We start from the raw sequence: 20772 nt of genomic DNA on the forward strand, positions 1-20772 counted from the left end.
TTTACCGCCCAGCCTGGTCACCCCGGCCCACCAACCGTCCCCCCCGCAAGAAACACGCAAAAGCCGCCCGGAACCAACACCATCCGGGCGGCAATAAAGAGCGGAAACCTCAGCGAGAAGCGAACTCAGCAATCCGCCCCAGGATCCCGTTAAGGAACCGAGGACTGTCATCGGTAGACATCTGCTTAGCAAGCTCAACGGCCTCGGTAATAGCAACCGGATCGTCAATCTCCGGAACGTAAAGCAGCTCGAACACCGCAATCCGCGCCAGGTTGCGATCAACAACCGGCATGCGATCGAGCGTCCAGCCCTCCGCGTAAGAAGCCAGCAACTCATCGATCCGGTCGAGGTTCTTAGCCACGCCCTCAACCAAAGCCACCGCATAGTCCATGTGCTCAGGCCGAGGCTTCTCAATCCGCTCAAGATAGGTCCGAAGAACCTCGCTAGGGGCAAGATCCCGCAGATCGGCCTCGTAGAGCACGTCCAGCGCCCGCTTACGTGCCTTGCGGCGAGCAGGCATCTGGGTCTTAGGGGCGTCCGCCATATCAGGAACGACCGAGGTAACGGCCGTCGCGGGTGTCGACCTTGATCTTCTCGCCGGTGGTGATGAAGAGCGGCACGTTGACGGTGGCGCCGGTCTCGACGGTCGCCGGCTTGGTGCCGCCGGTGGAGCGGTCGCCCTGCAGGCCGGGCTCGGTGTAGGTGACCAGGAGGAAGACGCTGGTCGGCAGCTCGATGTAGAGCGGCACGCCCTCGTGCGTGGCGACGGTCGCCTCGGCCTCGGTGAGCAGGTAGTTCGCGTTCTCGCCGACGGTCACGCCGGGCACGGTGATCTGCTCGAAGGTGTCGAGGTCCATGAAGACGAAGTCTTCGCCGTCGAGGTAGAGGTATTGCATCGTGCGCTTGTCGACCGTGGCCGTCTCGACCTTGGTGCCGGCGTTGAAGGTCTTGTCGACGACCTTGCCGGAGAGCACGTTCTTGAGCGTGGTGCGCACGAACGCCCCACCCTTGCCGGGCTTGACGTGCTGGAACTCCACGACGGACCAGAGATCGCCGTCGAGGTTGAGAACCAGACCGTTCTTAAGGTCGTTCGTGGAAGCCATGACCTGCCTAAATCCTGGGGAAACTTATCGGTGACCGTCCGAGTTTACCGGCGGCTGGGCCTGGTCGCCCAACTGGGCCAGATGCTCGAGCGCCAGCCGGTAACCATCAACACCCAGGCCCATGATCACCCCGGTGGCAACCGCCGAGATGACCGACTTGTGGCGGAACTCCTCACGGCGGTGGATGTTGGAGATATGCACCTCGATGAGGTTTCCGCGAAGCATGGCGCAGGCGTCCCGGATCGCGATGTTGTAATGCGTCCAGGCGGCCGGGTTGAGCACCACGTGCGCGCCCGCGTCGGCGGCCTCGTGCAGCCACTTGAGCATCTCGAACTCGGCGTCGGTCTGCCGCACCTCGACCTCGACCTCGAGCCGCTTGCCGGTCGCCAGGCAGAGGTCGACCAGGTCGGCGTAGGTGGTGTGCCCGTAGATCTCCGGCTCGCGAGTGCCCAGGCGACCGATGTTCGGACCGTTCAGCACGTAGATCATCGCGCCACCTCCGCGTAGGCCTCGACCAGCATCTCCTCGCTCGGCCCGGTGAGGATGCCCGGCTTCGCCAGGCCGTCCAGCACCACGAACCGCAAGGTCGCGGCCCGCGTCTTCTTATCGACGCGCATCGCGCTCAGAAGATCGGTCCAGGCCTCCGACGAGTACGCCGTGGGGAGCCCCACCTGCTCCAGGACCGCCCGGTGGCGCGCCGCGGTGGCCGAGTCGAGCCGGCCGGACAGCCGGGACAGCTCGGCCGCGAAGATGAGCCCGACCGAGACCGCGTGCCCGTGCTTCCAGGTGTATTTCTCGCGTTTCTCGATCGCGTGCCCGAGCGTGTGCCCGTAGTTGAGGATCTCCCGCAGCCCGGACTCCTTGAGGTCGACGCTGACCACGTCGGCCTTGACCTGGATGGCCCGCTCGACGAGCTCCTTCAGCGTTTTCCCGGCCGGGTCGGCGGCACCGGCCGGATCGGTCTCGACGAGCTCGAGGATGCGCGGGTCGGCGATGAACCCGCACTTGATCACCTCGGCCAGCCCGGCGGCGAGGTCGTCGGCCGGCAGGGTGCCGAGCGCGTCGAGGTCGCAGAGCACCCCGGCGGGCGGGTGGAACGCGCCGACCAGGTTTTTGCCGGCGTCGATGTTGACCCCGGTCTTGCCGCCCACCGACGCGTCGACCATGCCGAGCAGCGAGGTCGACACCGGCACCCAGCGGACCCCGCGCAGCCAGCTCGCGGCAACGAACCCGGCCAGGTCGGTGACCGCGCCCCCGCCGACCCCGACCACCACGTCGGTGCGGGTGAAGCCGGCTTTGCCCAACGTGTCCCAGCACTGGGCGGCGACCGCGACGCTCTTGCCGCGCTCGGCGTCGGGCACCTCGATCGGGGTCACCCCGGGCAGCGCGGCGGCGAGGCGCTCGGCCCGCTCCCGCAGCGGCGCCGCATAGAGCACCGCGACCCGGGCCGCACCGTCGATCAGCCCCGGCAGCTCGCCGCCGAGATCATTGCCGACCAGCACGTCGTACGGCCGGTCACCACCCACCTGTATGCGCGTCACCACGGCGGTCACTTTATCGGCGCCCTCCGACAGAACCGGCTGGGCCCGCGTGGGGTTCCATCCCTCGGACGTACGCGTGCGGATTGGGGTTATATCTTTCTAACCCCAGACGGGTTACAAATTCCGCATGCCGAAAATCAACGTGTACCTCCCCGATGATCTGGCCGACGCCGTCCGCGACTCCGGTGTTCCCGTCTCGGCCATCTGCCAGCGGGCCCTGGAACAGGCCATCCGCCGCATGCAGGCGATCCGCGAGGTGAGCCTGAGCGACCTCGACCCGGCGTCGTTCTCGGAGCGGCTGCCCAGCTTCACCGGCCGCCTGGTGCTCGCGCTGAGCCTGGCCACCGACCGCGCCAAGGCGGCCGGCGCCACCGTGGTGACCACCGGCGACCTGCTCGCCGGCCTGCAATCCGAGGGCAGCAACCTGGCCCTGCAGATCCTCACCGCGATGGACGTGGCCCCGGCGTCGCTGGCCGCGGTGTCCACACCGGAACCCGCAGCCACCGGCGACGCGCTGCGGTTCAGCAATCCGGCCGCGGTGGCGCTGGAGCTGGCGGTCGGCGAGGCGGTCGGTTTCGGCCACAACTACGTCGGCTGCGAGCACCTGATCGTCGCCCTGGCCGGCGAGCCCGACGGCGCGGCCGGCGAGCTGCTGCGCGCCCGCGGAGTCGACGCCCGCTCGACCCGCCGCGCGGTGGCCGCCGCCCTGGCCGGTTACGTGCACCTGCGCGCCAGCGCCAGCCAGGCCCCACCCCCGGAAGCCCTGCTGGCGGCCTTCCGCGCCGAGCTGGCCCCACTGGTGGAGCGCCTCGAAGCGCTCGAAGCCCGAGCGAACTAGGCGGGCTGGCGGCCGGCGTTCGGGGGCAGCTCGGTGGACAGGACGATCTTGCCGCGGGTGTGCCGGGCGGCCAGCTCGGTGTAGGCGTCCTTGATCGCGTCGAGCGGGTAGACCGCGGCGATCGGCAGGACGATGCGGCCCCAGGCGATCTCGTCGGCCAGGAAGGCGAGGATCTCGGCGTCGCTGCCGGCCGCGCTGCCCTCGGTCTTGGCGCCGGCCTTCGCGGCGGCCGGGTAATCGATGATCGTGTTGATCCGGGCCGGGTCGATGCCGAGGCCGACGGCCAGATCGACGTACCCGTTCCCGTACGTGTCGATGAAGGCGTCGATCTCGGCCGGAAGACTGGCGGCCAGGTCGTCGCCGTAGGCGACCGGGGTTACCCCGACCGAGCGCAACCAGGTCGCGTTGGCCTCGCTCGCGATGCCGACCACGTACGCGCCGAGGTTGCGGGCCAGCTGGACGGCGAGGGAACCGACCCCGCCGGCCGCACCGCTCACCACCACCGTCTCGCCGGCCGCCGGCTGCACCGCGCGGACCGCGGCGTAGGCGGTCACCCCGGCCACGAACAGGCCGCCGGCCCGGATCCAGTCCAGCGCCAGGGGCTTGCGGGTGAGGTGGTCGGCCGGGACCACCACGTAGTCGGCGTGCGAGGAACGCCAGTCGGACCAGCCCAGGACCTCGTCGCCGACGGCGAACTCGGTGACCGAACTGCCCATCGCGCGGACGCGGCCGGCGAAGTCGCTGCCCTCGCCGGACGGGAAGGTGGCCGGAAAGCGGTCGTGCAGCAGACCGGCGCGGATGGAGATCTCGCCGGGGTTGATGCCGGCCGCGACCACCTCGACCAGGATCTGGTCGGCGGCCGGCGTGGGCGGTTCGACGTCCTCGATGCGCAGGACGTCCACGTCGCCGTACTGATCAAAACGAACCGCTCGTGACATGGGACCAATACTCGCGCTACTTGAGCAGCCCGGCGACCTCGTCGGCGATGTCTGATGGATCACGGTTGTCGGTGGCGATGGTGTGGGTCGCGACCGAGGAGTAGAGCGGGCGGCGCTGGTCGAGCAGGTATTTCAGGGTGGCCCGCGGGTTCATCGCGAGCAGCGGACGGCCGGTGCCGAGGCCGACCCGCTTCACCGCGTCGGACAGCTCGACCGACAGGTAGACGACGGTGTGCTGCTTGAGCAGGTCGCGGGTGCCCTCGTGGAGGATCGCGCCGCCGCCCAGGGCGAGGACGCCGGAGAACTCGGTCAGCGCGGTGGCGATGGCGGATCGCTCCAGAGCGCGGAACGCGTCCTCGCCGTCGTCGATGAAGATCTCCGGGATCGGCTTGCCGGCCTCGGCCTCGATGATCGCGTCGGTGTCCACGAACGGGACGCCGAGCAGGCCGGCCACCAGCCCGCCGATGGTGGTCTTGCCGGCGCCGGGCGCGCCGATCACGACGGCGACCGGAGCCATCAGCGGATCACCAGGCTGTCCAGGTAACTCGACAGGTTGCGGCGGATCTCGCCGACCGAGTCGCCGCCGAACTTCTCCACCGCGGCCTCGGCCAGCACCAGGGCCACCATCGCCTCGGCGACCACCCCGCCGGCCGGCACCGCACAGACGTCGGAGCGCTGGTTGATCGCGGTGGCCGGTTCGCCGGTGATGACGTCGACGGTCTGCAGGGCGCGGTTCAGCGACGAGATCGGCTTGAGCGCGGCGCGCACCCGCAGCGGTTCGCCGTTGGTGATGCCGCCTTCGAGGCCGCCGGCCCGGTCGGTGACCCGCTTGACGCCGTCGGGGGTCGGGATGATCTCGTCGTGCGCCACCGAGCCGCGCGAGCGGGCCTGGGTGAAGCCGTCGCCGATCTCCACGCCCTTCACCGACTGGATGGACATCAGGGCGGCGGCAAGCTTGGCGTCCAGCTTGCGGTCCCATTGGACATGAGATCCAAGGCCGGGGGGTACGCCGTACGCCAGCACCTCGACGATGCCACCCAGCGTGTCGGCGTCCTTCTTGGCCGCGTCGACCTCGGCCACCATCCGGGCGCTGGCCTCGGGGTCGAGGCAGCGCAGCGGGTCGGCGTCGATGCGGTCGGCGTCTTCCGGGGTGGGGATCAGGCCGACCTTGGCGGCCACCGAGCCCAGCTCGATCACGTGCGACACGATCTCGATGCCGAGGGCCTGCTTGATCAGGGCTTTCGCCACCACGCCGACGGCGACCCGGGCCGCGGTCTCCCGGGCGCTGGCGCGCTCGAGGATAGGGCGGGCGTCGGTGTGTGCGTACTTCTGCATGCCGGCCAGGTCGGCGTGCCCGGGACGGGGCCGGGTGAGCGGTTCGTTGCGGGCCTGGGCGGCCAGCTCTTCCGGGTCGACCGGGTCGGCGGCCATCACGGTCTGCCACTTGGGCCACTCGCTGTTGCCGATCCGGATCGCGACCGGGCTGCCCTGCGTCACGCCGTGCCGGATGCCGCCGATCAGCTCGAGTTCGTCCTGCTCGAACTTCATCCGGGCGCCGCGGCCGTAGCCGAGCCGGCGGCGCGCGAGATCGCGCCCGATTTCCGCGCTCGTCACTTCCACCCCGGCGGGAACGCCTTCGAGGAGCGCGACGAGCGCCGGGCCATGGGATTCACCTGCGGTTAGCCAGCGCAACACGGGTCACAGTCTGGCACGCCGCCCGGGCCGCCGGTCGCGGCCCCGCCGCCATCCCGCCCACCGGAATGCCGTACCGATCCCGGCCTTCCTCCCAGCGGAAGAGATCAGCTGCCCGCGTGAAAGGTCAGAGGTATGGTCCGGCCCGTGACCCGGACCGAGGTACGGCCGAAAGGCGTGCTGCTTATCGTCATGCTCGGCTTCGTCTCGGCGATCGGGCCGCTGTCGATCGACATGTACCTGCCGGCCTTCCCGGCGATCGCCGACGATCTGGGTGTCTCGGCCGCACAGGTGCAGTTGTCGCTGACGGCGTGCCTGGTCGGCAGCGCCCTCGGTGGACTGGTGTGCGGACCGCTCAGCGACAAATGGGGGCGGCGGCGCCCGGCGATCGCAGGGCTTACGGCGTACGCCATCCTGTCGTTCTTGATCGCTTTTTCGCCCTCGGCGCCGGTGTTGATCGGTTTGCGGGTGTTGCAGGGGTTTGCCGGTGGGACCGGCATCGTGGTGGCGCGGGCGATCGTCCGGGATCTCTATTCCGGGGTCGAGGCGGCCCGGTTCTACTCGCGGCTGACGCTGATCTACGGGCTGGCGCCGATCCTCGCGCCGAGCCTCGGCAGCGCGGTGCTGCGGTTCACCTCGTGGCACGGGATCTTCGTGGCCCTCGGCGTGCTCGCCACCCTGCTCACGCTGCTGCTGGCATGGCGGCTGCCGGAGACCTTGCCGGTGGAGAACCGCACCGAGGGCGGACTCGGGCGGACGCTGCGGCTGGCCGGGCCATTGTTCCGGGATCGCTCGTTCGTGGGTTACACCGTGGCGCAGGGCTTCGCATTCGGCGCGCTGTTCACCTATCTGTCGAATTCGTCGTTCGTGCTGCAGGACGGCTACGGATTGTCGCCGACGATGTTCGGCCTGCTATTCGGGCTGAATGCGGTGGGGCTGACCCTGACGAGTCAGCTCAACGCCCGTTTGCTGAACCGGTTCGGCACGCGCCCACTGCTGTTGGCGGCGCTGGCCGTTCAGGTCGTCTCCGGGGTGGTGCTCGTCGTCTCGGCGCTCGCCGGGGCGCTGATCGGAGTGGTGGCGGGACTGTTTCTGCTGGTCTGCACGATCGGGATGGGCCAGCCGAACGCGACCGCCCTGGCCCTGGACGGGCACGCCGACCGAGCCGGGACCGCGGCCGCGGTGATGGGCTCCCTGCAACCGGCCATGGCGGGCGCGCTGGCGTCGCTGGCCGGGCTGGGCGCGATCGGCACGGGCGTGCCGATGGCGGTGGTGATCCTCGGTGCGGCGCTGGCCGCCCTGGTCACGGTCGTGGGGCTGACGTCTTAACGGCGGCTGGCCGCCTCGAACAGGGCCTCGCGCATGGCCGCCTCGGGGGCCGGGGCGACGCCGGTGAACTGCTCGAACTGGCTCAGCGCCTGGCCGAGCAACAGGTCCAGGCCGGACACTACGGAAATGCCGGATTTCTCGGCGGCGGCGGCCAGCGGGGTCGGCCACGGGTCGTAGATCGCGTCGAACAGCACCGTGCCGGGGCGCCAGGCGACCTCGTTCGCGAGGTGGTCGGCGGCGCCCTTCGGGACCGTGGAGATCACCGCGTCGGCGTCGAACAGCTTCGGTGCGTCCGACCAGTCGGCGCCGACCAGTTCCAGGCCGAGCTCGGCCGCGGCCGGCCGCAGTTCCTCCCGCGCTGACGGGCGGCGGGTCACCACGGTCACCGAGGTGGCGCCCAGCTGCGCGGCGGCGCCCAGGGCAGCGCGGCACGTGCCGCCGCCGCCGAGCACCGTCACCACCGGGGACGAGCCCAGGCCCGCGGCCCGGAGCACCCGGACCATGCCGTACACGTCGGTGTTGTCCGCGTGCCAGGTGCCGTCGTCACGGCGTACCAACGTGTTGGCCGCACCGGTCGCCTGCGCAACCACCGAGGCGCTCGCCGCCAGGCGAAGCGCCTCCTCCTTCAGCGGCATGGTCAGCGAGAGCCCGGCCCACTCGGGGCCGAGCCCGCCGAGCAGCGCGGCCAATTCGGCCTCGGCGCACTCGATCGCCACGTAGCTCCAGCCACCGAGACCGGCGGCGGCATAGCCGGCGTTGTGGATCACCGGCGAGAGCGAGTGGGCAATCGGCTTGCCGAGGACCGCGGCTTTCGACGTCAGCAGAGTGGAACCCCGTTCTTGCAGGCCTGCTGGATGTTCTTGTCGTGCTGGGCGAGGCTGTCGGTGAAGACCGAGTTGCCGGCCTTGTCGATCGCCACGAAGTACAGCCAGTTACCGGCGGCCGGCTGCATCGCACCCTGCAGGGCAGCCTGGCTGGGGTTGTCGATCGGGCCGATCGGCAGGCCGAGCTTGCTCTTGGTGTTGTACGGGTTCTTCGGGTCGTCGAGCTCCTCCGGCGACAGCTGACCGGAGTGCTTGGCCGCCTTGCCCTGGACCTGGAGCCAGTAGTTGGCGGTCACGTCGAACTGCAGCGGCATCTTCGCCTTGTAGGCCCGGTTGTAGGCCACTCGGGCGACCTTCGGCAGGTCCTTCGGGACGCCCGCTTCGGCCTCCGCCAGCGACCCCACGATCAGCGCCTCGTAGGGCGAGACCGCCAGGGTGTTCTGCACGTTGTCGACGAAGCCCATCTCGGTGGTGACGTCGACGAATCGCTTCACCATCACCTTGAGGATCTGCTCGGCGTCGAGTTTCGGGTCGAACTCGTACGTGTCCGGGAAGAGGAAGCCCTCGATGCTGGTCTTCGCGGCCGGCTTGCCGTCGCGGCGGTTGAACCAGAAGGCCGGCACACCCAGGTCGACCGGGTTCTTCGCGGCGGTCTGGAAGTCCTTGACCGGGATGTTCGTGGCCTTCGACAGAATGACGTAGGCCTCCATGCTGGTGGTGCCGGGGACGATCGTCACCCCCGAGGTGATCCGCGACTTCGGGTCGAGCAGCACGGTCACCGCGTTGGCGGCGGACATCTGCTTCTTCATGTTGTACGTGCCCGACTGGATGTTCTTGCCGCGCGGGTTCTCACCCGCCGCGTTCGTGAACGCCTTGGTGGATTTCACCACGTCGGAATCGACAAGGGTGTTACCGATGTCGGTGAGGGTCGCGTCTTTCTCGATGGTCACCTGAACCGCATCAGTACCGGGACCGTCGTAATCGGCTGCGGTGAAAAATCCCTTCACCTTGTTGTAGCCGAAGAAGACACCGCCGCCCAAAAGCGCTAACAGAACAAAAGCCATCAAAAAGGCGACGCCGGACTTACCCGAGCCCTTCTTGCCACCGCCGCGGGAATTCCGCCGATGGCGGGATCGTCCGCGTTCGGCGTGCTCGTCGAACGCCAGGTCCAGCTCGTCGATCATCTCTGCCTCCGCTGCGCGTCCAGCCAGCTCTGCAGGATCTCCACCGCGGCCGCCTGATCGACGACCGCCCGCTGCCGCTTACCTCGAACGCCTCGCTCGGCGAGTCGTCGAGTCGCGACCACGGTTGACATCCTTTCGTCCGCCAACGCGATCGGCACCTCGCCGACCGCGTCCGCCAGTCGCCCAGCGTACGCACGAATGTCGATGGCGGCAGGACCCTCGGCGCCGTTGAGGCGCACCGGAAGCCCCACCACGATCCCGACCGCCTCGTGTTCCCCCACGAGGCGGACGAGCTCAGCTATGTCGCTAGGCACGGCATCGACTGCCGCACCCATGTCACGGGGCACCGTAACCAGGGGGGTGGCCAGGATCCCGTCAGGGTCGCTGACGGCGACCCCGACGCGCACCTTACCGACATCGACGCCCAGCCGCCTACCCCGCGACAGTGCGCTCATGCGGTCACCCTCCACCATCCGCCGCCCCGCCACCGCCCTTGAGCAGTCTGAAGACAGAGCTTCTTGTTAGAGAGCGGCTTCACCGACTGCCTTCTCCACCGCAGCCAGCAGGGACGGGACCTGGTCGGCCGGCAGACCGCCACCCTGCGCGAGGTCGGCATTACCGCCGCCCCGGCCGGAGAACGCGCCCTTGACCAGATCGGCCGCGGACAGCCCGCGGCTCTTGGCCACCCCGTTGATCGCCACGATCAGCGACGCCTTGCCGTTCGACCGGGACGCGACCGCCACGACCGCCGGGCGGCCAGAATCGATCTTGCCCCGAATCTCCTGGGCCAGGGTACGCACATCGTTGCCCGCCGCGCCCTCCGGAGCCTCGACCCCGACGAACGCCACGCCACGCACGTCCCGGGCCTGCTCGGCGAGCGCACCGGCACCACCGAGGACCATCTGGGCGCGCAGTTTCTCGAGCTCTTTCTCGGCGTCGCGCAGTGCCGTGACGGTCTGCTCGACCCGGTCGGCGACCTGGTCACCGGGCACCCGGAACAGGTCGGCCAGCCGCGCGACGAGCAGGTGCTCCTTGGCCAGGAAGCCGAACGCGTCGATGCCGACGAGCGCCTCGACCCGGCGCACGCCGGAGCCGATCGACGCCTCGTTGAGGATCTTCACGAGGCCCAGCTGACCCGAGCGGGCCACGTGCGTGCCGCCGCAGAGCTCACGCGCGTAGTCACCGACTTCAACCACCCGGACCTCATCGCCGTACTTCTCCCCGAAGAGAGCCATCGCGCCCAGCCGGCGCGCTTCCGCCTGGGAGGTGACGAACGCGTGAACTTCGAGGTCACGCAGCAGCACCTCGTTCACCTGCTGTTCGACGTCGTGCAGCACCGCGGGCGAGACTGCCCCCGGGGTGTTGAAGTCGAAGCGCAGCCGGCCCGGCGCGTTGAGCGAACCCGCCTGGGTCGCCGACTCGCCGAGGAAGTGCCGCATGGTCTGGTGGATCAGGTGGGTCGCGGTGTGCGAGCGGGAGATCGCCTTGCGCCGGGTGATGTCGATCTCGGCCTCGGCCGCCTCGCCCGCGCGCACCTCGCCGCGGATGACCCGCGCCTTGTGCACGATCAGGCCGGGGATCGGCTGCTGCACGTCGACGATCTCGAGCTGGCCGCCGCCGACCCGGATCACGCCGGTGTCGGCCTGCTGGCCACCGCCCTCGGCGTAGAACGGGGTGGCGTCGAGAACCAGCTCGACGAAGTCGCCCTCGCCGGCCACCTCGAGGCGGCCGCCGTCACCGATCAACGCCCGGACCCGGGACTCCCGGGAGATCTCCTGGTAACCGGTGAACTCCACCGGGCCGCCCGCGTCGAGCGCGCCCCGGTAGGCGGACAGGTCGGCGTGACCCGTCTTGCGCGCGGCGGCGTCCGCCTTCGCGCGGGCCCGCTGGTCGGCCATCAGCCGCCGGAAACCGTCCTGGTCGACGTCGAGGCCCTGCTCGGCCGCGATCTCCAGGGTCAGGTCGATCGGGAAGCCGTACGTGTCGTGCAGCTGGAACGCCTGCGCGCCGGACAGCGCGGATTTACCGGCGTCCTTGGACTCGGTGATCGCGACGTCCAGGATCGTCGTGCCCGCGCGCAGCGTCGACAGGAACGAGTCCTCCTCGGCGTACGCGTAGTCGGCGATCCGCTGGAATTCGGTCGCCAGCTCCGGGTACGACGGCGCCATGCAGTCCCGCGCCACCGGCAGCAGCTCGGGCAGCGCCCGCTCCTGCCAGCCGAGCAGGCGGATCGACCGGATCGCCCGGCGCATGATGCGGCGCAGCACGTAGCCGCGGCCCTCGTTGGCCGGGGTGACGCCGTCGCCGATCAGCATCAGCGCGGTCCGCACGTGGTCGGCGATCACCCGCAGCCGTACGTCGTCCGGGTGGCTCTGGTTGGCCGCGTGGCCGGAGTGCACGCCGTACCGCTTGCCGGTCATCTCGGCCGCCCGGGCCAGGATCGGGCGGACCTCGTCGATCTCGTACAGATTGTCGACGCCCTGCAGGATCGACGCGATGCGCTCCAGGCCCATGCCGGTGTCGATGTTCTGCTTGGGCAGGTCACCGACGATGGTGAAGTCTTCCTTCGACTTCACGTCGGTGATCTCGTGCTGCATGAAGACCAGGTTCCAGAACTCCAGGTAGCGGTCCTCGTCGACCTCGGGGCCACCCTCGGGACCGTACGCCGGGCCGCGGTCGTAGTAGAGCTCCGAGCAGGGACCGGCCGGGCCGGGGATGCCCATCGACCAGAAGTTGTCCTTCTTGCCCCGGCGCACGATGCGCTCAGCGGGCATGCCGGTCTTCTTCCAGATCTCGATGGCCTCGTCGTCGTCGAGGTACACCGTCGCCCAGATGCGCTCCGGGTCGAGGCCGAAGCCGCCCTCGGAGACCGGCTTGGTGGACAGCTCCCAGGCCAGCGGGATCGCGCCCGCCTTGAAGTAGTCACCGAACGAGAAGTTGCCGTTCATCTGGAAGAACGTGCCGTGCCGGGACGTCTTGCCGACCTCGTCGATGTCGGGCGTCCGGATGCACTTCTGCACGCTCGCCGCCCGCGAATAGGGCGGGGTGCGCTGGCCCAGGAAGAACGGCACGAACTGCACCATGCCGGCGTTGATGAACAACAGGTTGGGGTCGTCGATAGCCGGCAGCGGGGCACTCGGCACGACCGTGTGCCCGTTGGCCTCGAAATGCGCGAGAAAGCGCCGCTTTACTTCCGCCGTCTTCATCGGTTGCCCTCCTGAGCGTCTTGCTCATCGTCGTACAGCTCACCCTCGGCGAACGCCTGCTGGATCTGCTGTTCCCGCTCCGTCATGCCGTCGCGGACGTCATCCACGAAAGTACGCATCGACTCGACCAGGCCGCCAGCGGATTGCGACAGCGAGGTGGCGATGCCGGAGGGGGTGAATTCGTTCGCCTTGCGGGTGAGTTTGCGAACCACCAGGGCGCCGACGGCCAAGCCGACGCCCAGCCACAGCAGGCGCTTCATTGCGAATGCCTTTCGTTGAGATTCAGCGCGCCGACTTGCGGCGCTGCTTGATCGTGTCGCGGACCTCGCGGTCCTCGTCGGCGCGCCGCCGGTTGTTCACTGCCTTACGCAGTCCGTAACCGAACGAGGCCACCTTCACCAGCGGGTTCGCCGCTGCGGCGGCGACAACCGTGGACAGGTTGGCGACGTTGGTGCTGACGTGGGCAGCGGCGTCGGTGATCGTGTCGACCTTGGCCAGCTGAAGGTTGACTCCGTCCAAAGAGACCTGCACCTGACCGAGCGCGGTGTTCACATTCTCCACCGTCTCGTTGACGTTGCCGAGCAGCGGCCCGCTGCGGTCGTTCAGGTCGTTGATCGCCCGAGTGGCGGCGTCGACCGTGCGGCCGAGCTTCAGAATCGGCACGGCGAGCACGATGACGAGCATCAGGAAGGCGCCCGCCGCGATCAGACCAGCGATTTCTCCGGCGTCCATGTGGCGCTTCTCCTCTACGGGTGGCGAGTCAACGTGCAGACCCTACCGTCCGTGACCTTTGCCCGCTTCACGACGCCGCGGGTGTCGGCACCAAGAGGGGATCGTTGGAGATGACCGGGTCCGGCGTCTCACCGATCAGGTCCGGGCTCTCGGCCGGCTCCCGCTTGCCGCGGGTGTCCATGATCGCGTTCTGCACGATGATGCTGACCTTCGAACCCACACACTTCTCGGCCGGCGCGGTGGTCGCCGGCGCCGACGTGATCACCGACGGATCCTGCGCCGCCACCTGGTCGATGGCACAGTCCGGCAGCTGAACCCGCAGGTCCAGAGTGAACTCGTCGCGCTTCCAGCAGCTGTAGGTGCCCTGGTCAGCCGCGATCGGCGTCTCCGGGCACTCGGCGACCTTCCACGGCTGCCAGCCGGCCTCCTCGAGCGCCGAGGTGTAGGCCGCGGTGGTCTCCTTGAACGACTTGCTGGAGTCCGCCTCCCGCTCCCGGAACCGGCAGTCCAGGAAACACCACCGGCTGCCGCTCCCCTGGTCGTCGACCTGGGTGGCGGCCCAGGTGGGCACGTCGAGCGAGTCCAGCGAACTGAACACCGGGTCCTTGCTGGCCGACCGCAGCCCGAAGAACGCCGGCATCACCATCAGAACCACGACGGCGAGCGAGAGCAGAATCACCACGCGTAGCCGACGCTGCGTCCGCAGCTTGGCCCGAAGCTCGTTACTCGCACCCCGAAGCCCGCCCGAGGTCTCCGGATCCGCGCCCGGCGAGGCCGGCCGAGCGGCCACGCTCTGCCCATTGGCCGCGGCTTTCGCCGCGCCGGCCCGGGCACCCACCGAGGGAGACAGGCTTTCACCCCTTGGGGGTACGGCCTGAGCGCCCCCGACCTTGACGGCAGCCGACGCCACCCCCAGGGAGGCAGCCCCCACCGAGGCGGCCCCCACCGACGCCGCTCCCACGGAAGCAGCCCCGACCGAAGCGGCACCCGTGGCCGCACCCACCGACGCAGCGCCGGTGGCCGCACCAACCGAGGCCGCACCGACCGACGCGGCACCCGAGGCGACGGCACCGGCCGGCGCGGCGCCGGCCGAGGCCGCACCCTTCGCCACGGCGGCACCCATCGCACCCGCGCCGACCGCGGCGGCGCCGAGCACGCCCGCCGGGCCACCCTTGCGCCCACCGGCCGGCCCGCGATCACCGGTGCCACGCCCGTTGGCCGGGGCACCACCACGCGGGGCCCGACCGGCCTGGCCACCACCGGGCGTCTGTCCCTGCTCGGGACGCGCCCGCTTACCGGTCTGTCCGGCGAAGCGCTGGCTCCGCTCACCCTGCTCCGGCCGCCCGTTCTGGGCCGGGAAAGCTTGACTGTTCTCGCTGGCGAGGCTCTCCGGGCGACCGTGCTGGCCCGGCCCTTGCGCGGGCGAGACCGGCCGGCTCCCGGCCCCCGCCGCAAAGCCCTGACTCTGCTCCCCCGACCCCGCCGGACCCGCAAGGCGTCCCTGCTCGCCCGAGCCCGCCTGCCCCGGGAAGCGCGGGTGCTCCCCCGAACCCGGCTGGCCCGCCTGGCCCGGGAAGCGCGCCTGGTCCCCCGAACCTGCCTGACCCGGCTGGCCCGGCTGGCCCGCGAAGCGCGCCTGGTCCCCCGAACCTGCCTGACCCGGCTGGCCGGGCTGGCCCGCGAAGCGCGCCTGATCCCCCGAACCTGCCTGGCCCGCGAAGCGCGGGCTCGACTCGGGGCGTCCGCGCTGCGCCGGGAAGCCCTGGCTGTCCTCGCCGGAACCGCCGAACCGGCCGCCGCGCTCACCGGGGCCCTGGCCTTGGCCCTGGGCCGGGGAGACCGGCTGGTTGCCGGGACGATCACTCAGTTCCGGGCGGCTGTGCTGACCGCCGCCGCGGGCGGGCGACACCGGCTGACTGCCGAAGCCCGGACCACGCTCGCCCGCATCCGGCCGCGCGTGCTGCGCCGGGCCGGGCTGGCCGGGACCGGCCTGAGCCGGGCTGACCTGGCCGGGGCCGACCCGACCTGGGCCGGGCTGGCTCGCGAGGCTCTCCGGCCGGCCGCGCCGGCCCTGCCCCGGCGTGCCGGGCCGGGTGCCGAGGCCCGCCGCGAAGCCTTGGCTCTGCTCCGGGGATCCCGACTGGCTACCGAAGCCCGAAGCGCCATCGACGCCATCGGGCCGACCGCGCTGGGGCGGAAAGCCCTGGTTCGGCTCGGCCGCGCCCGGTTCCGGGCGACCGTGCTGGCCGGGGTAACCCTGGCCGTGCGCCGGCGAGACCGGCTTGTTCGCGAGGCTGTCCGGGCGACCATGCTGGCCCGGGAAACCCTGGCCGTGCGCCGGCGAAACCGGCTGACTCGCGAGGCTGTCCGGGCGACCGTGCTGGCCCGGGAAACCCTGGCCGTGCGCCGGCGAGACCGGCTGATTCGCGGGGCTGTCCGGGCGGCCGTGCTGGCCTCCGAACCCTTGGCTGTGCTGACCCGAGACCGGCTGCGGACCGGCCGGCATCGGCGGGCGGCCGGGCGAGACCGGGCCGGGCGCGCCGGGCGGCAACATGCCGGCGGCAGCCGCCATCGCCCCGGCCGGACCCGGGCGACGACCGGGCTGCGGCCCGCGGCCGCCACGTCGGTTGCCCGAGACGTCGCCGGCCTGACGACCAGCAGCACGCGGATCCACCGGGCCGGTGCCGTCGCCGGGCGGCCGAACGCCACGCGGAATCGGACCGGAAGCATCATCAGGCGGCCGAACGCCACGCGGAATCGGGCCAGAAGCATCGTCAGGCGGCCGGACACCACGCGGAATCGGACCGGAAGCATCATCAGGCGGCCGGACACCACGCGGAATCGGACCGGAGGCGTCATCGGGCGGCCGCTGGCCGCCGGGCTGAATCGGACCGGTAACGCCGCCGGGCTGAATCGGACCGGTGACGCCACCGGGCTGCCCCGGACGGCCACGGGGAATCGGGCCCGAGACGTCGCCGGGCGGCCGCTGGCCGCCGCGCGGGACCATGCCGGAGACGTCGCCGGGCTGACGGACGGCGTTGTTGCCGGTGAGCTCGGCCATGGCGCCAGCGCGGCCGGGTACGGCCGGCGCACGAGCGCCCTGCTTGCCCGGCACGACCGGCGGAACGACCTTGGCCGCGGCCCGTGCGGGCCGTGGTCCACCTGGCCCGGCCGGACCGGTACCCGGCATGCCCGGACCGGCAGCGGGTCCGCCGTTCCCAGCGGCGCCCGGGTCGGCCCCGTCCGGGCCACCGGCGCCCCGGCGGCCAGCCACCGGGCCGGTGCGGAAACTGGGCTCGCCCTGCGCCGGCCCACCCCGGCCACCACGCCCACGCGAGCCGTTACCCGGCCCGCCGGGGAAGTCCTGCTGCCCAGTGCCGTTACCCGGCCCGCCGGGGAAGTCCTGCTGCCCAGTGCCATTGCCCGGACCACCGGCGAAGCCGGGTTGACCATTTCGCCCGCGCCCGGCGCCATCCGGACCACCGGCAAAATCGGGTTGACCATCGCGGCCACGCCCAGCGCCGCCGGCACCACCGGCGAAGTCCGGCTGACCGTCGCGGCCACGCCCAGCGCCGCCCGGACCACCAGCGAAGTCCGGCTGACCATCGCGGCCACGCCCAGCGCCGCCCGGGCCACCGGCGAAGTCCGGCTGGCCGTCGCGGCCGCGCGGGGTGTTGGGGCCTGCGGCGGCTGGGAAGTCCTGCTGGCCGTGTCGGCCGGTGCCGCGGCCGTCGTCGGGTGTGCCGTGTCGGCCGGTGCCCTCACCGGCAAAGCCGGAGGCGCCGACTGGCGGGGTCCCGTGGCGGCCGCCGGCCGGCGGCGCACTTGCGGGGGCGGCCGACATCGGCGCGCCCGGAGCGGCACCCATGCCGGGTGGCGGGCCCTCGGTGCGGAAGCGGTCGCGCGGACCGGCCGACGAGACCGGGCGGGAGGCTGGTGACACCGGGCGCGAAGCCGGGGAGACCGGGCGGGGCATCGGCACGTCGGGTGCGTTGCCGGAGAGCGGCACGACCGGGCCGGAGGAATTCGGGTCGCCGTAGCGGCCCTGGCCGGGCACCGGCGGACCGCCGGGAGCGCCGCGCCGCGGACCGCCGGCCGGGGACACCGACTCCGGTCCCATCGCGCCGGGCGGAGTCGATCGTGGGCCCTGGCCGCGCCCGGCTCGACCGCCGGGCGAGCTGACCTGACCCGGTGCGGGCTGCTGGCCCGGTGCGGGCTGCTGGCCCGGTGCGGGCTGCTGCCCGTCGTCCTGCCATCCGGATGCCTGATACGAGCCGCTGCCCGCCTGCCAGGACGGCTCGGGACGGCCCGGAGCGGGGCTCACCGGCCCGGAATCGGGCCGCCCGCCCGCGCCATGACGCCCGGAAGCCGCACCGGACTGCTGACCGGGCGCGGGTCGGCCCGGCATGCCGCCGGGCTGCTGGCCGGGCGCGGGTCGGCCCGGCATCCCACCGGACTGCTGGCCGGGCGCCGGACGACCCGGCATACCACCAGGCTGCTGGCCAGGAACGCCGCGCCCGGTGACGCCACCGGGCGGTTGGCCCGGCCCGGAGCCGCCGGGCTGGCCGGGCGCGATATATCCGGAAACATCCCCCGGCGCGCCGGGCATCGCTCGGCCGGGAGGGCCGCCGACCTGGCCAGGAACTCCACCGGGCGGCTGGCCCGGCGCGAAACCGGAAGGCGGACCGCCGGGCGCTACCCGGCCGGAAAGACCGGCGGGCGGCTGGCCGGGAGCAGCCCCGGAAGGCGCTCCACCAGGCTGACCAGGCGCGGCCCGACCCGGAGCACCGCCGGCCTGACCAGGCGCGGCCCGACCCGGAGCACCGCCGGCCTGACCAGGCACGGGACGGCCAGGAACACCACTCGCTTGACCCGGCACCGGACGGCCAGGAACACCACTCGCCTGACCCGACACAGGACGGCCAGGAACACCACTCGCTTGACCCGACACCGGACGGCCAGGAACACCACTGGCCTGACCCGGCACGGGACGATCAGGAACGCCGCCGGGCGGCTGGCCCGGTGCGAGACCGGGAGGCGGGCCGCCAGGCGCTACCCGGCCGGAAAGACCGCCGGGCTGGCCGGGGGCTTCGCGGCCTGGAGCGGCACCAGGACCCGGTCGGCCGGGAGCCGGAGCGGGGGCGCCGGACACACTGCCGGGGGGCCGGGTGGCGGGGTGCGCGCCGCTGGCGGACTGCCAGCCGGGGGCCTCGCCGCCGAAGGGCAGGTCGCCCTCGTCGGGGGTGTCATCGGGGCCGGGAGCCACCCGGCCGGACTTGCTGGGACGGGTCTCGCCGGCGAGCGTGCCGGGGCCGATCGCGCTGCGGTCCTCCTTGGCGGAGCGCAGGTCGTCGAGCCAGCCGGTTTCCTCCTGCGGGATCGCCTCGGGCTCCGTCGGCTCCGGGCGGCCTCGACCGAACCGGCCACGCCCCTTGCGGGCGCCGGTTCCGTTGCGCAGGTCGGCCTCGTCGTCGGGCCGATCGGCACCGCGCGAATTCACGGCTGTTCCTCTCCGGCGGCTTCGCCGCTGTCGACTGCCTCTGCCCCGTCCACCGCCGGCGACGATGCCGACGGTCCACTACTCGCCGCCGGCAGCGAATCCGACTGCGAACCACTCACCGCCGACAGCGAAGCCTGCGGCGAACCACTCACCGCCGACACCGAAACCTGCGGCGAACCACTCACCGCCGACACCGAAACCTGCGGCGAACCACTCACCGCCGACAGCGAAGCCGACTGCGAATCGCTCACCGCCGGCAGCGAAGCCGACGAGGAACCACGAACCGCTGGCAGCGGAGCCGGCGGGGAGCTGCTCACTGTCGGTAGCGAAGCCGACGGCGCATTGCTTACCGCCGGTAGCGGCGCCACCGGCGAACCGTTTGCGGCCGGTGGCGAAGCCGGCTGCTCACTGTTCGCCGAAGAGCGTGACGCATCAGCGGCCGGAGCACCACCCGCCGCGCGGTCGGGTGTGGGTGCCGAAGCGTCCGCGGCCGGCTGGGCGCGCGGCGGGGCGGCAAGACCGCGGACGATCCGGCGTAACCGTGGAACACGCTCGCTTACTGCGCGTTCGGCACCGTGATCAGTCGGGCGGTAGTAATCGGAGCCGAGAAGATCGTCGGGAATGTACTGCTGTGTGACCACGCCGCGCGGGTCGTCGTGCGGGTATTTATAACCGCGACCGTGACCTAGGCCACGTGCGCCCGGATAGTGGGCGTCGCGCAGATGAGCCGGAACGGCGCCGCCGCGGCCGGCTCGCACGTCGGCCATCGCGGTGCCGATGGCGGTGGTGACGGTGTTGGATTTGGGGGCGGTGGCCATGTGCACGACTGCCTGAGCGAGGTTGAGCTGGCACTCGGGCAGGCCGATGAGCTGCACGGCCTGGGCCGCCGCGGTGGCCACCAGCAGGGCCTGCGGGTCGGCCATGCCGACGTCCTCGCTTGCGAAGATCACGATGCGGCGGGCGATGAAGCGCGGGTCCTCGCCGGCCACCAGCATGCGGGCCAGCCAGTGCAGCGCCGCGTCGGGGTCGCTGCCCCGCATGCTCTTGATGAACGCGCTGGTCACGTCGTAGTGCGCGTCGCCGTCCCGGTCGTAGCGGACGGCGGCGACGTCGACCGCTTTCTCGGCGGTGGCCAGGTCGATCTCGGCGACACCCTGCGCCTCGGCGGAACCGGCGGCGGCTTCCAGAGCGGTCAACGCCTTGCGGACGTCGCCGGCGGCCAGCCGTACGAAATGGTCCTCGGCTTCTAAGGAAAGCGTGACCTTTCCGCCCAGCCCTCGCGGATCCACCACCGCGCGGCGCAGCAGCGCCCGGACCTCGTCCTCGCCGAGCGCCTTAAGCGTGAGAAGCACGCACCGCGACAGCAAAGGTGAAATAACGGAGAAATACGGATTCTCCGTGGTGGCGGCCAGCAGCAGGACCGTGCGGTCCTCGACGGCGGCGAGCAGGGAATCCTGCTGGGTCTTGGAGAAGCGGTGCACCTCGTCGATGAACAGGACGGTCGGCGGGCCACCGGAACGGCGCTCGCGGCGGGCCGTGTCGATCACCGCGCGGACATCTTTCACCCCGGCGGTCAGCGCGGAGAGCGCCACGAACTTGCGCTCGCTGGCGCCGGCGACGAGGTGGGCGATGGTGGTCTTGCCGGTGCCGGGCGGGCCCCACAGAATCACCGACATCGGGGTGATCCCGGTCACCAACTGCCGCAACGGGCTACCCGGGGCGAGCAGGTGTTCCTGACCGACCAGCTCGTCGATGTTCGCCGGGCGCATCCGCACGGGAAGCGGTGAGTCGTCCGCGGCTGGAGTAAAAGCAGCCGACGAAGCCGGCGCGGCTAGAACGCCACTCGGCTGGCCCAGCGAGAAGAGCCCGTCCATTTCCATCGGGA

19 protein-coding genes are annotated in these 20772 nt (G+C 71.4%); 3 read left to right on the top strand and 16 right to left on the bottom strand.

Annotated elements, in window-relative coordinates; translation table 11 throughout:
• Positions 1-109 precede the first annotated feature (109 nt).
• Genes nusB through aroB form a run of 4 tightly spaced genes read right to left on the bottom strand, consistent with a single transcriptional unit; the run spans position 110 to position 2647 of the window.
• Entirely contained in the window at positions 110-520 is a 411-nt protein-coding gene (nusB, locus tag Ate02nite_RS00830; protein ID WP_203797654.1) for a transcription antitermination factor NusB, read from the bottom strand.
• 25 nt (positions 521-545) lie between these two features.
• A complete protein-coding gene (efp, locus tag Ate02nite_RS00835; protein ID WP_203797435.1) occupies positions 546-1103 on the bottom strand; it encodes an elongation factor P in 558 nt (185 codons plus the stop codon).
• Positions 1104-1127: 24 nt separating this feature from the next.
• Positions 1128-1592: a type II 3-dehydroquinate dehydratase gene (aroQ, locus tag Ate02nite_RS00840; RefSeq protein ID WP_203797437.1), complete on the bottom strand. Its 465-nt coding sequence runs from the start codon at positions 1590-1592 to the stop codon at positions 1128-1130.
• On the bottom strand, positions 1589-2647 hold the full coding sequence (aroB, locus tag Ate02nite_RS00845; protein WP_438871140.1) for a 3-dehydroquinate synthase: 1059 nt from the start codon (positions 2645-2647) through the stop codon (positions 1589-1591). The genes aroQ and aroB overlap by 4 nt, the downstream gene beginning before the upstream one ends.
• A gap of 124 nt (positions 2648-2771) precedes the next feature.
• On the opposite strand from aroB, the gene Ate02nite_RS00850 reads away from it, so the two are divergent.
• A complete protein-coding gene (locus Ate02nite_RS00850) occupies positions 2772-3482 on the top strand; it encodes a Clp protease N-terminal domain-containing protein (RefSeq protein ID WP_203797441.1) in 711 nt (236 codons plus the stop codon).
• On the opposite strand, the gene Ate02nite_RS00855 is transcribed toward Ate02nite_RS00850, so the two are convergent.
• Genes Ate02nite_RS00855 through aroC form a run of 3 tightly spaced genes read right to left on the bottom strand, consistent with a single transcriptional unit; the run spans position 3479 to position 6115 of the window.
• Positions 3479-4420 carry an NADP-dependent oxidoreductase gene (locus Ate02nite_RS00855; protein WP_203797443.1) on the bottom strand — a complete coding sequence of 314 codons (942 nt, stop codon included), beginning with the start codon at positions 4418-4420 and terminating at the stop codon, positions 3479-3481. The two genes, Ate02nite_RS00850 and Ate02nite_RS00855, sit on opposite strands and share 4 nt — an antisense overlap.
• A gap of 16 nt (positions 4421-4436) precedes the next feature.
• Entirely contained in the window at positions 4437-4937 is a 501-nt protein-coding gene (locus Ate02nite_RS00860; RefSeq protein ID WP_203797445.1) for a shikimate kinase, read from the bottom strand.
• The gene (gene aroC, locus Ate02nite_RS00865; RefSeq protein ID WP_203797451.1) at positions 4937-6115 is read right to left on the bottom strand and encodes a chorismate synthase; all 1179 of its coding nucleotides are present in this window, start codon (positions 6113-6115) and stop codon (positions 4937-4939) included. Before aroC ends, Ate02nite_RS00860 begins: the two co-directional genes overlap by 1 nt.
• Positions 6116-6259: 144 nt before the next feature.
• On the opposite strand from aroC, the gene Ate02nite_RS00870 reads away from it, so the two are divergent.
• The gene (locus Ate02nite_RS00870) at positions 6260-7441 is read left to right on the top strand and encodes a multidrug effflux MFS transporter (protein WP_239147032.1); all 1182 of its coding nucleotides are present in this window, start codon (positions 6260-6262) and stop codon (positions 7439-7441) included.
• Here Ate02nite_RS00870 and Ate02nite_RS00875 read toward each other — a convergent pair.
• From Ate02nite_RS00875 to Ate02nite_RS48570, 7 genes are all read right to left on the bottom strand, one after another.
• Entirely contained in the window at positions 7438-8265 is an 828-nt protein-coding gene (locus tag Ate02nite_RS00875; RefSeq protein ID WP_438871143.1) for a shikimate dehydrogenase, read from the bottom strand. The genes Ate02nite_RS00870 and Ate02nite_RS00875 overlap by 4 nt on opposite strands.
• Complete coding sequence (mltG, locus tag Ate02nite_RS00880) at positions 8259-9449, bottom strand: endolytic transglycosylase MltG (protein WP_203797455.1); 1191 nt, start codon at positions 9447-9449, stop codon at positions 8259-8261. The genes Ate02nite_RS00875 and mltG overlap by 7 nt, the downstream gene beginning before the upstream one ends.
• On the bottom strand, positions 9446-9904 hold the full coding sequence (gene ruvX / locus Ate02nite_RS00885; RefSeq protein WP_203797457.1) for a Holliday junction resolvase RuvX: 459 nt from the start codon (positions 9902-9904) through the stop codon (positions 9446-9448). The genes mltG and ruvX overlap by 4 nt, the downstream gene beginning before the upstream one ends.
• A gap of 66 nt (positions 9905-9970) precedes the next feature.
• Positions 9971-12655 (bottom strand): alanine--tRNA ligase, encoded by a 2685-nt coding sequence (gene alaS, locus Ate02nite_RS00890; RefSeq protein ID WP_203797459.1) that lies wholly within the window; start codon positions 12653-12655, stop codon positions 9971-9973.
• On the bottom strand, positions 12652-12915 hold the full coding sequence (locus Ate02nite_RS00895) for a hypothetical protein (protein ID WP_203797461.1): 264 nt from the start codon (positions 12913-12915) through the stop codon (positions 12652-12654). The genes alaS and Ate02nite_RS00895 overlap by 4 nt, the downstream gene beginning before the upstream one ends.
• Before the next feature lie 22 nt (positions 12916-12937).
• Complete coding sequence (locus Ate02nite_RS00900) at positions 12938-13387, bottom strand: DUF948 domain-containing protein (protein ID WP_203797463.1); 450 nt, start codon at positions 13385-13387, stop codon at positions 12938-12940.
• A 67-nt stretch (positions 13388-13454) separates the two neighbouring features.
• A complete protein-coding gene (locus tag Ate02nite_RS48570) occupies positions 13455-14543 on the bottom strand; it encodes a hypothetical protein (protein WP_239147033.1) in 1089 nt (362 codons plus the stop codon).
• Positions 14544-14750: 207 nt separating this feature from the next.
• On the opposite strand from Ate02nite_RS48570, the gene Ate02nite_RS00910 reads away from it, so the two are divergent.
• The gene (locus tag Ate02nite_RS00910) at positions 14751-17327 is read left to right on the top strand and encodes a hypothetical protein (protein ID WP_203797465.1); all 2577 of its coding nucleotides are present in this window, start codon (positions 14751-14753) and stop codon (positions 17325-17327) included.
• Positions 17328-18082: 755 nt separating this feature from the next.
• On the opposite strand, the gene Ate02nite_RS00915 is transcribed toward Ate02nite_RS00910, so the two are convergent.
• The gene (locus Ate02nite_RS00915) at positions 18083-18286 is read right to left on the bottom strand and encodes a hypothetical protein (RefSeq protein WP_203797467.1); all 204 of its coding nucleotides are present in this window, start codon (positions 18284-18286) and stop codon (positions 18083-18085) included.
• 597 nt (positions 18287-18883) lie between these two features.
• Positions 18884-20767, bottom strand: a complete 1884-nt coding sequence (locus Ate02nite_RS00920; protein ID WP_203797474.1) for a replication-associated recombination protein A — start codon at positions 20765-20767, stop codon at positions 18884-18886.
• Positions 20768-20772 lie beyond the last annotated feature (5 nt).

The sequence above is a fragment of the Paractinoplanes tereljensis genome, assembly GCF_016862435.1.
In the GTDB taxonomy this organism is placed as follows: domain Bacteria; phylum Actinomycetota; class Actinomycetes; order Mycobacteriales; family Micromonosporaceae; genus Actinoplanes; species Actinoplanes tereljensis.

Coding starts and splice junctions, on each gene's coding strand:
- nusB (WP_203797654.1), bottom strand. CDS start 520: ATGCCTGCTCGCCGCAAGGCACGTAAGCGGGCGCTGGACGTGCTCTAC.
- efp (WP_203797435.1), bottom strand. CDS start 1,103: ATGGCTTCCACGAACGACCTTAAGAACGGTCTGGTTCTCAACCTCGAC.
- aroQ (WP_203797437.1), bottom strand. CDS start 1,592: ATGATCTACGTGCTGAACGGTCCGAACATCGGTCGCCTGGGCACTCGC.
- Ate02nite_RS00850 (WP_203797441.1), top strand. CDS start 2,772: ATGCCGAAAATCAACGTGTACCTCCCCGATGATCTGGCCGACGCCGTC.
- Ate02nite_RS00855 (WP_203797443.1), bottom strand. CDS start 4,420: ATGTCACGAGCGGTTCGTTTTGATCAGTACGGCGACGTGGACGTCCTG.
- Ate02nite_RS00860 (WP_203797445.1), bottom strand. CDS start 4,937: ATGGCTCCGGTCGCCGTCGTGATCGGCGCGCCCGGCGCCGGCAAGACC.
- mltG (WP_203797455.1), bottom strand. CDS start 9,449: ATGATCGACGAGCTGGACCTGGCGTTCGACGAGCACGCCGAACGCGGA.
- ruvX (WP_203797457.1), bottom strand. CDS start 9,904: ATGAGCGCACTGTCGCGGGGTAGGCGGCTGGGCGTCGATGTCGGTAAG.
- alaS (WP_203797459.1), bottom strand. CDS start 12,655: ATGAAGACGGCGGAAGTAAAGCGGCGCTTTCTCGCGCATTTCGAGGCC.
- Ate02nite_RS00895 (WP_203797461.1), bottom strand. CDS start 12,915: ATGAAGCGCCTGCTGTGGCTGGGCGTCGGCTTGGCCGTCGGCGCCCTG.
- Ate02nite_RS00900 (WP_203797463.1), bottom strand. CDS start 13,387: ATGGACGCCGGAGAAATCGCTGGTCTGATCGCGGCGGGCGCCTTCCTG.
- Ate02nite_RS00920 (WP_203797474.1), bottom strand. CDS start 20,767: ATGGAAATGGACGGGCTCTTCTCGCTGGGCCAGCCGAGTGGCGTTCTA.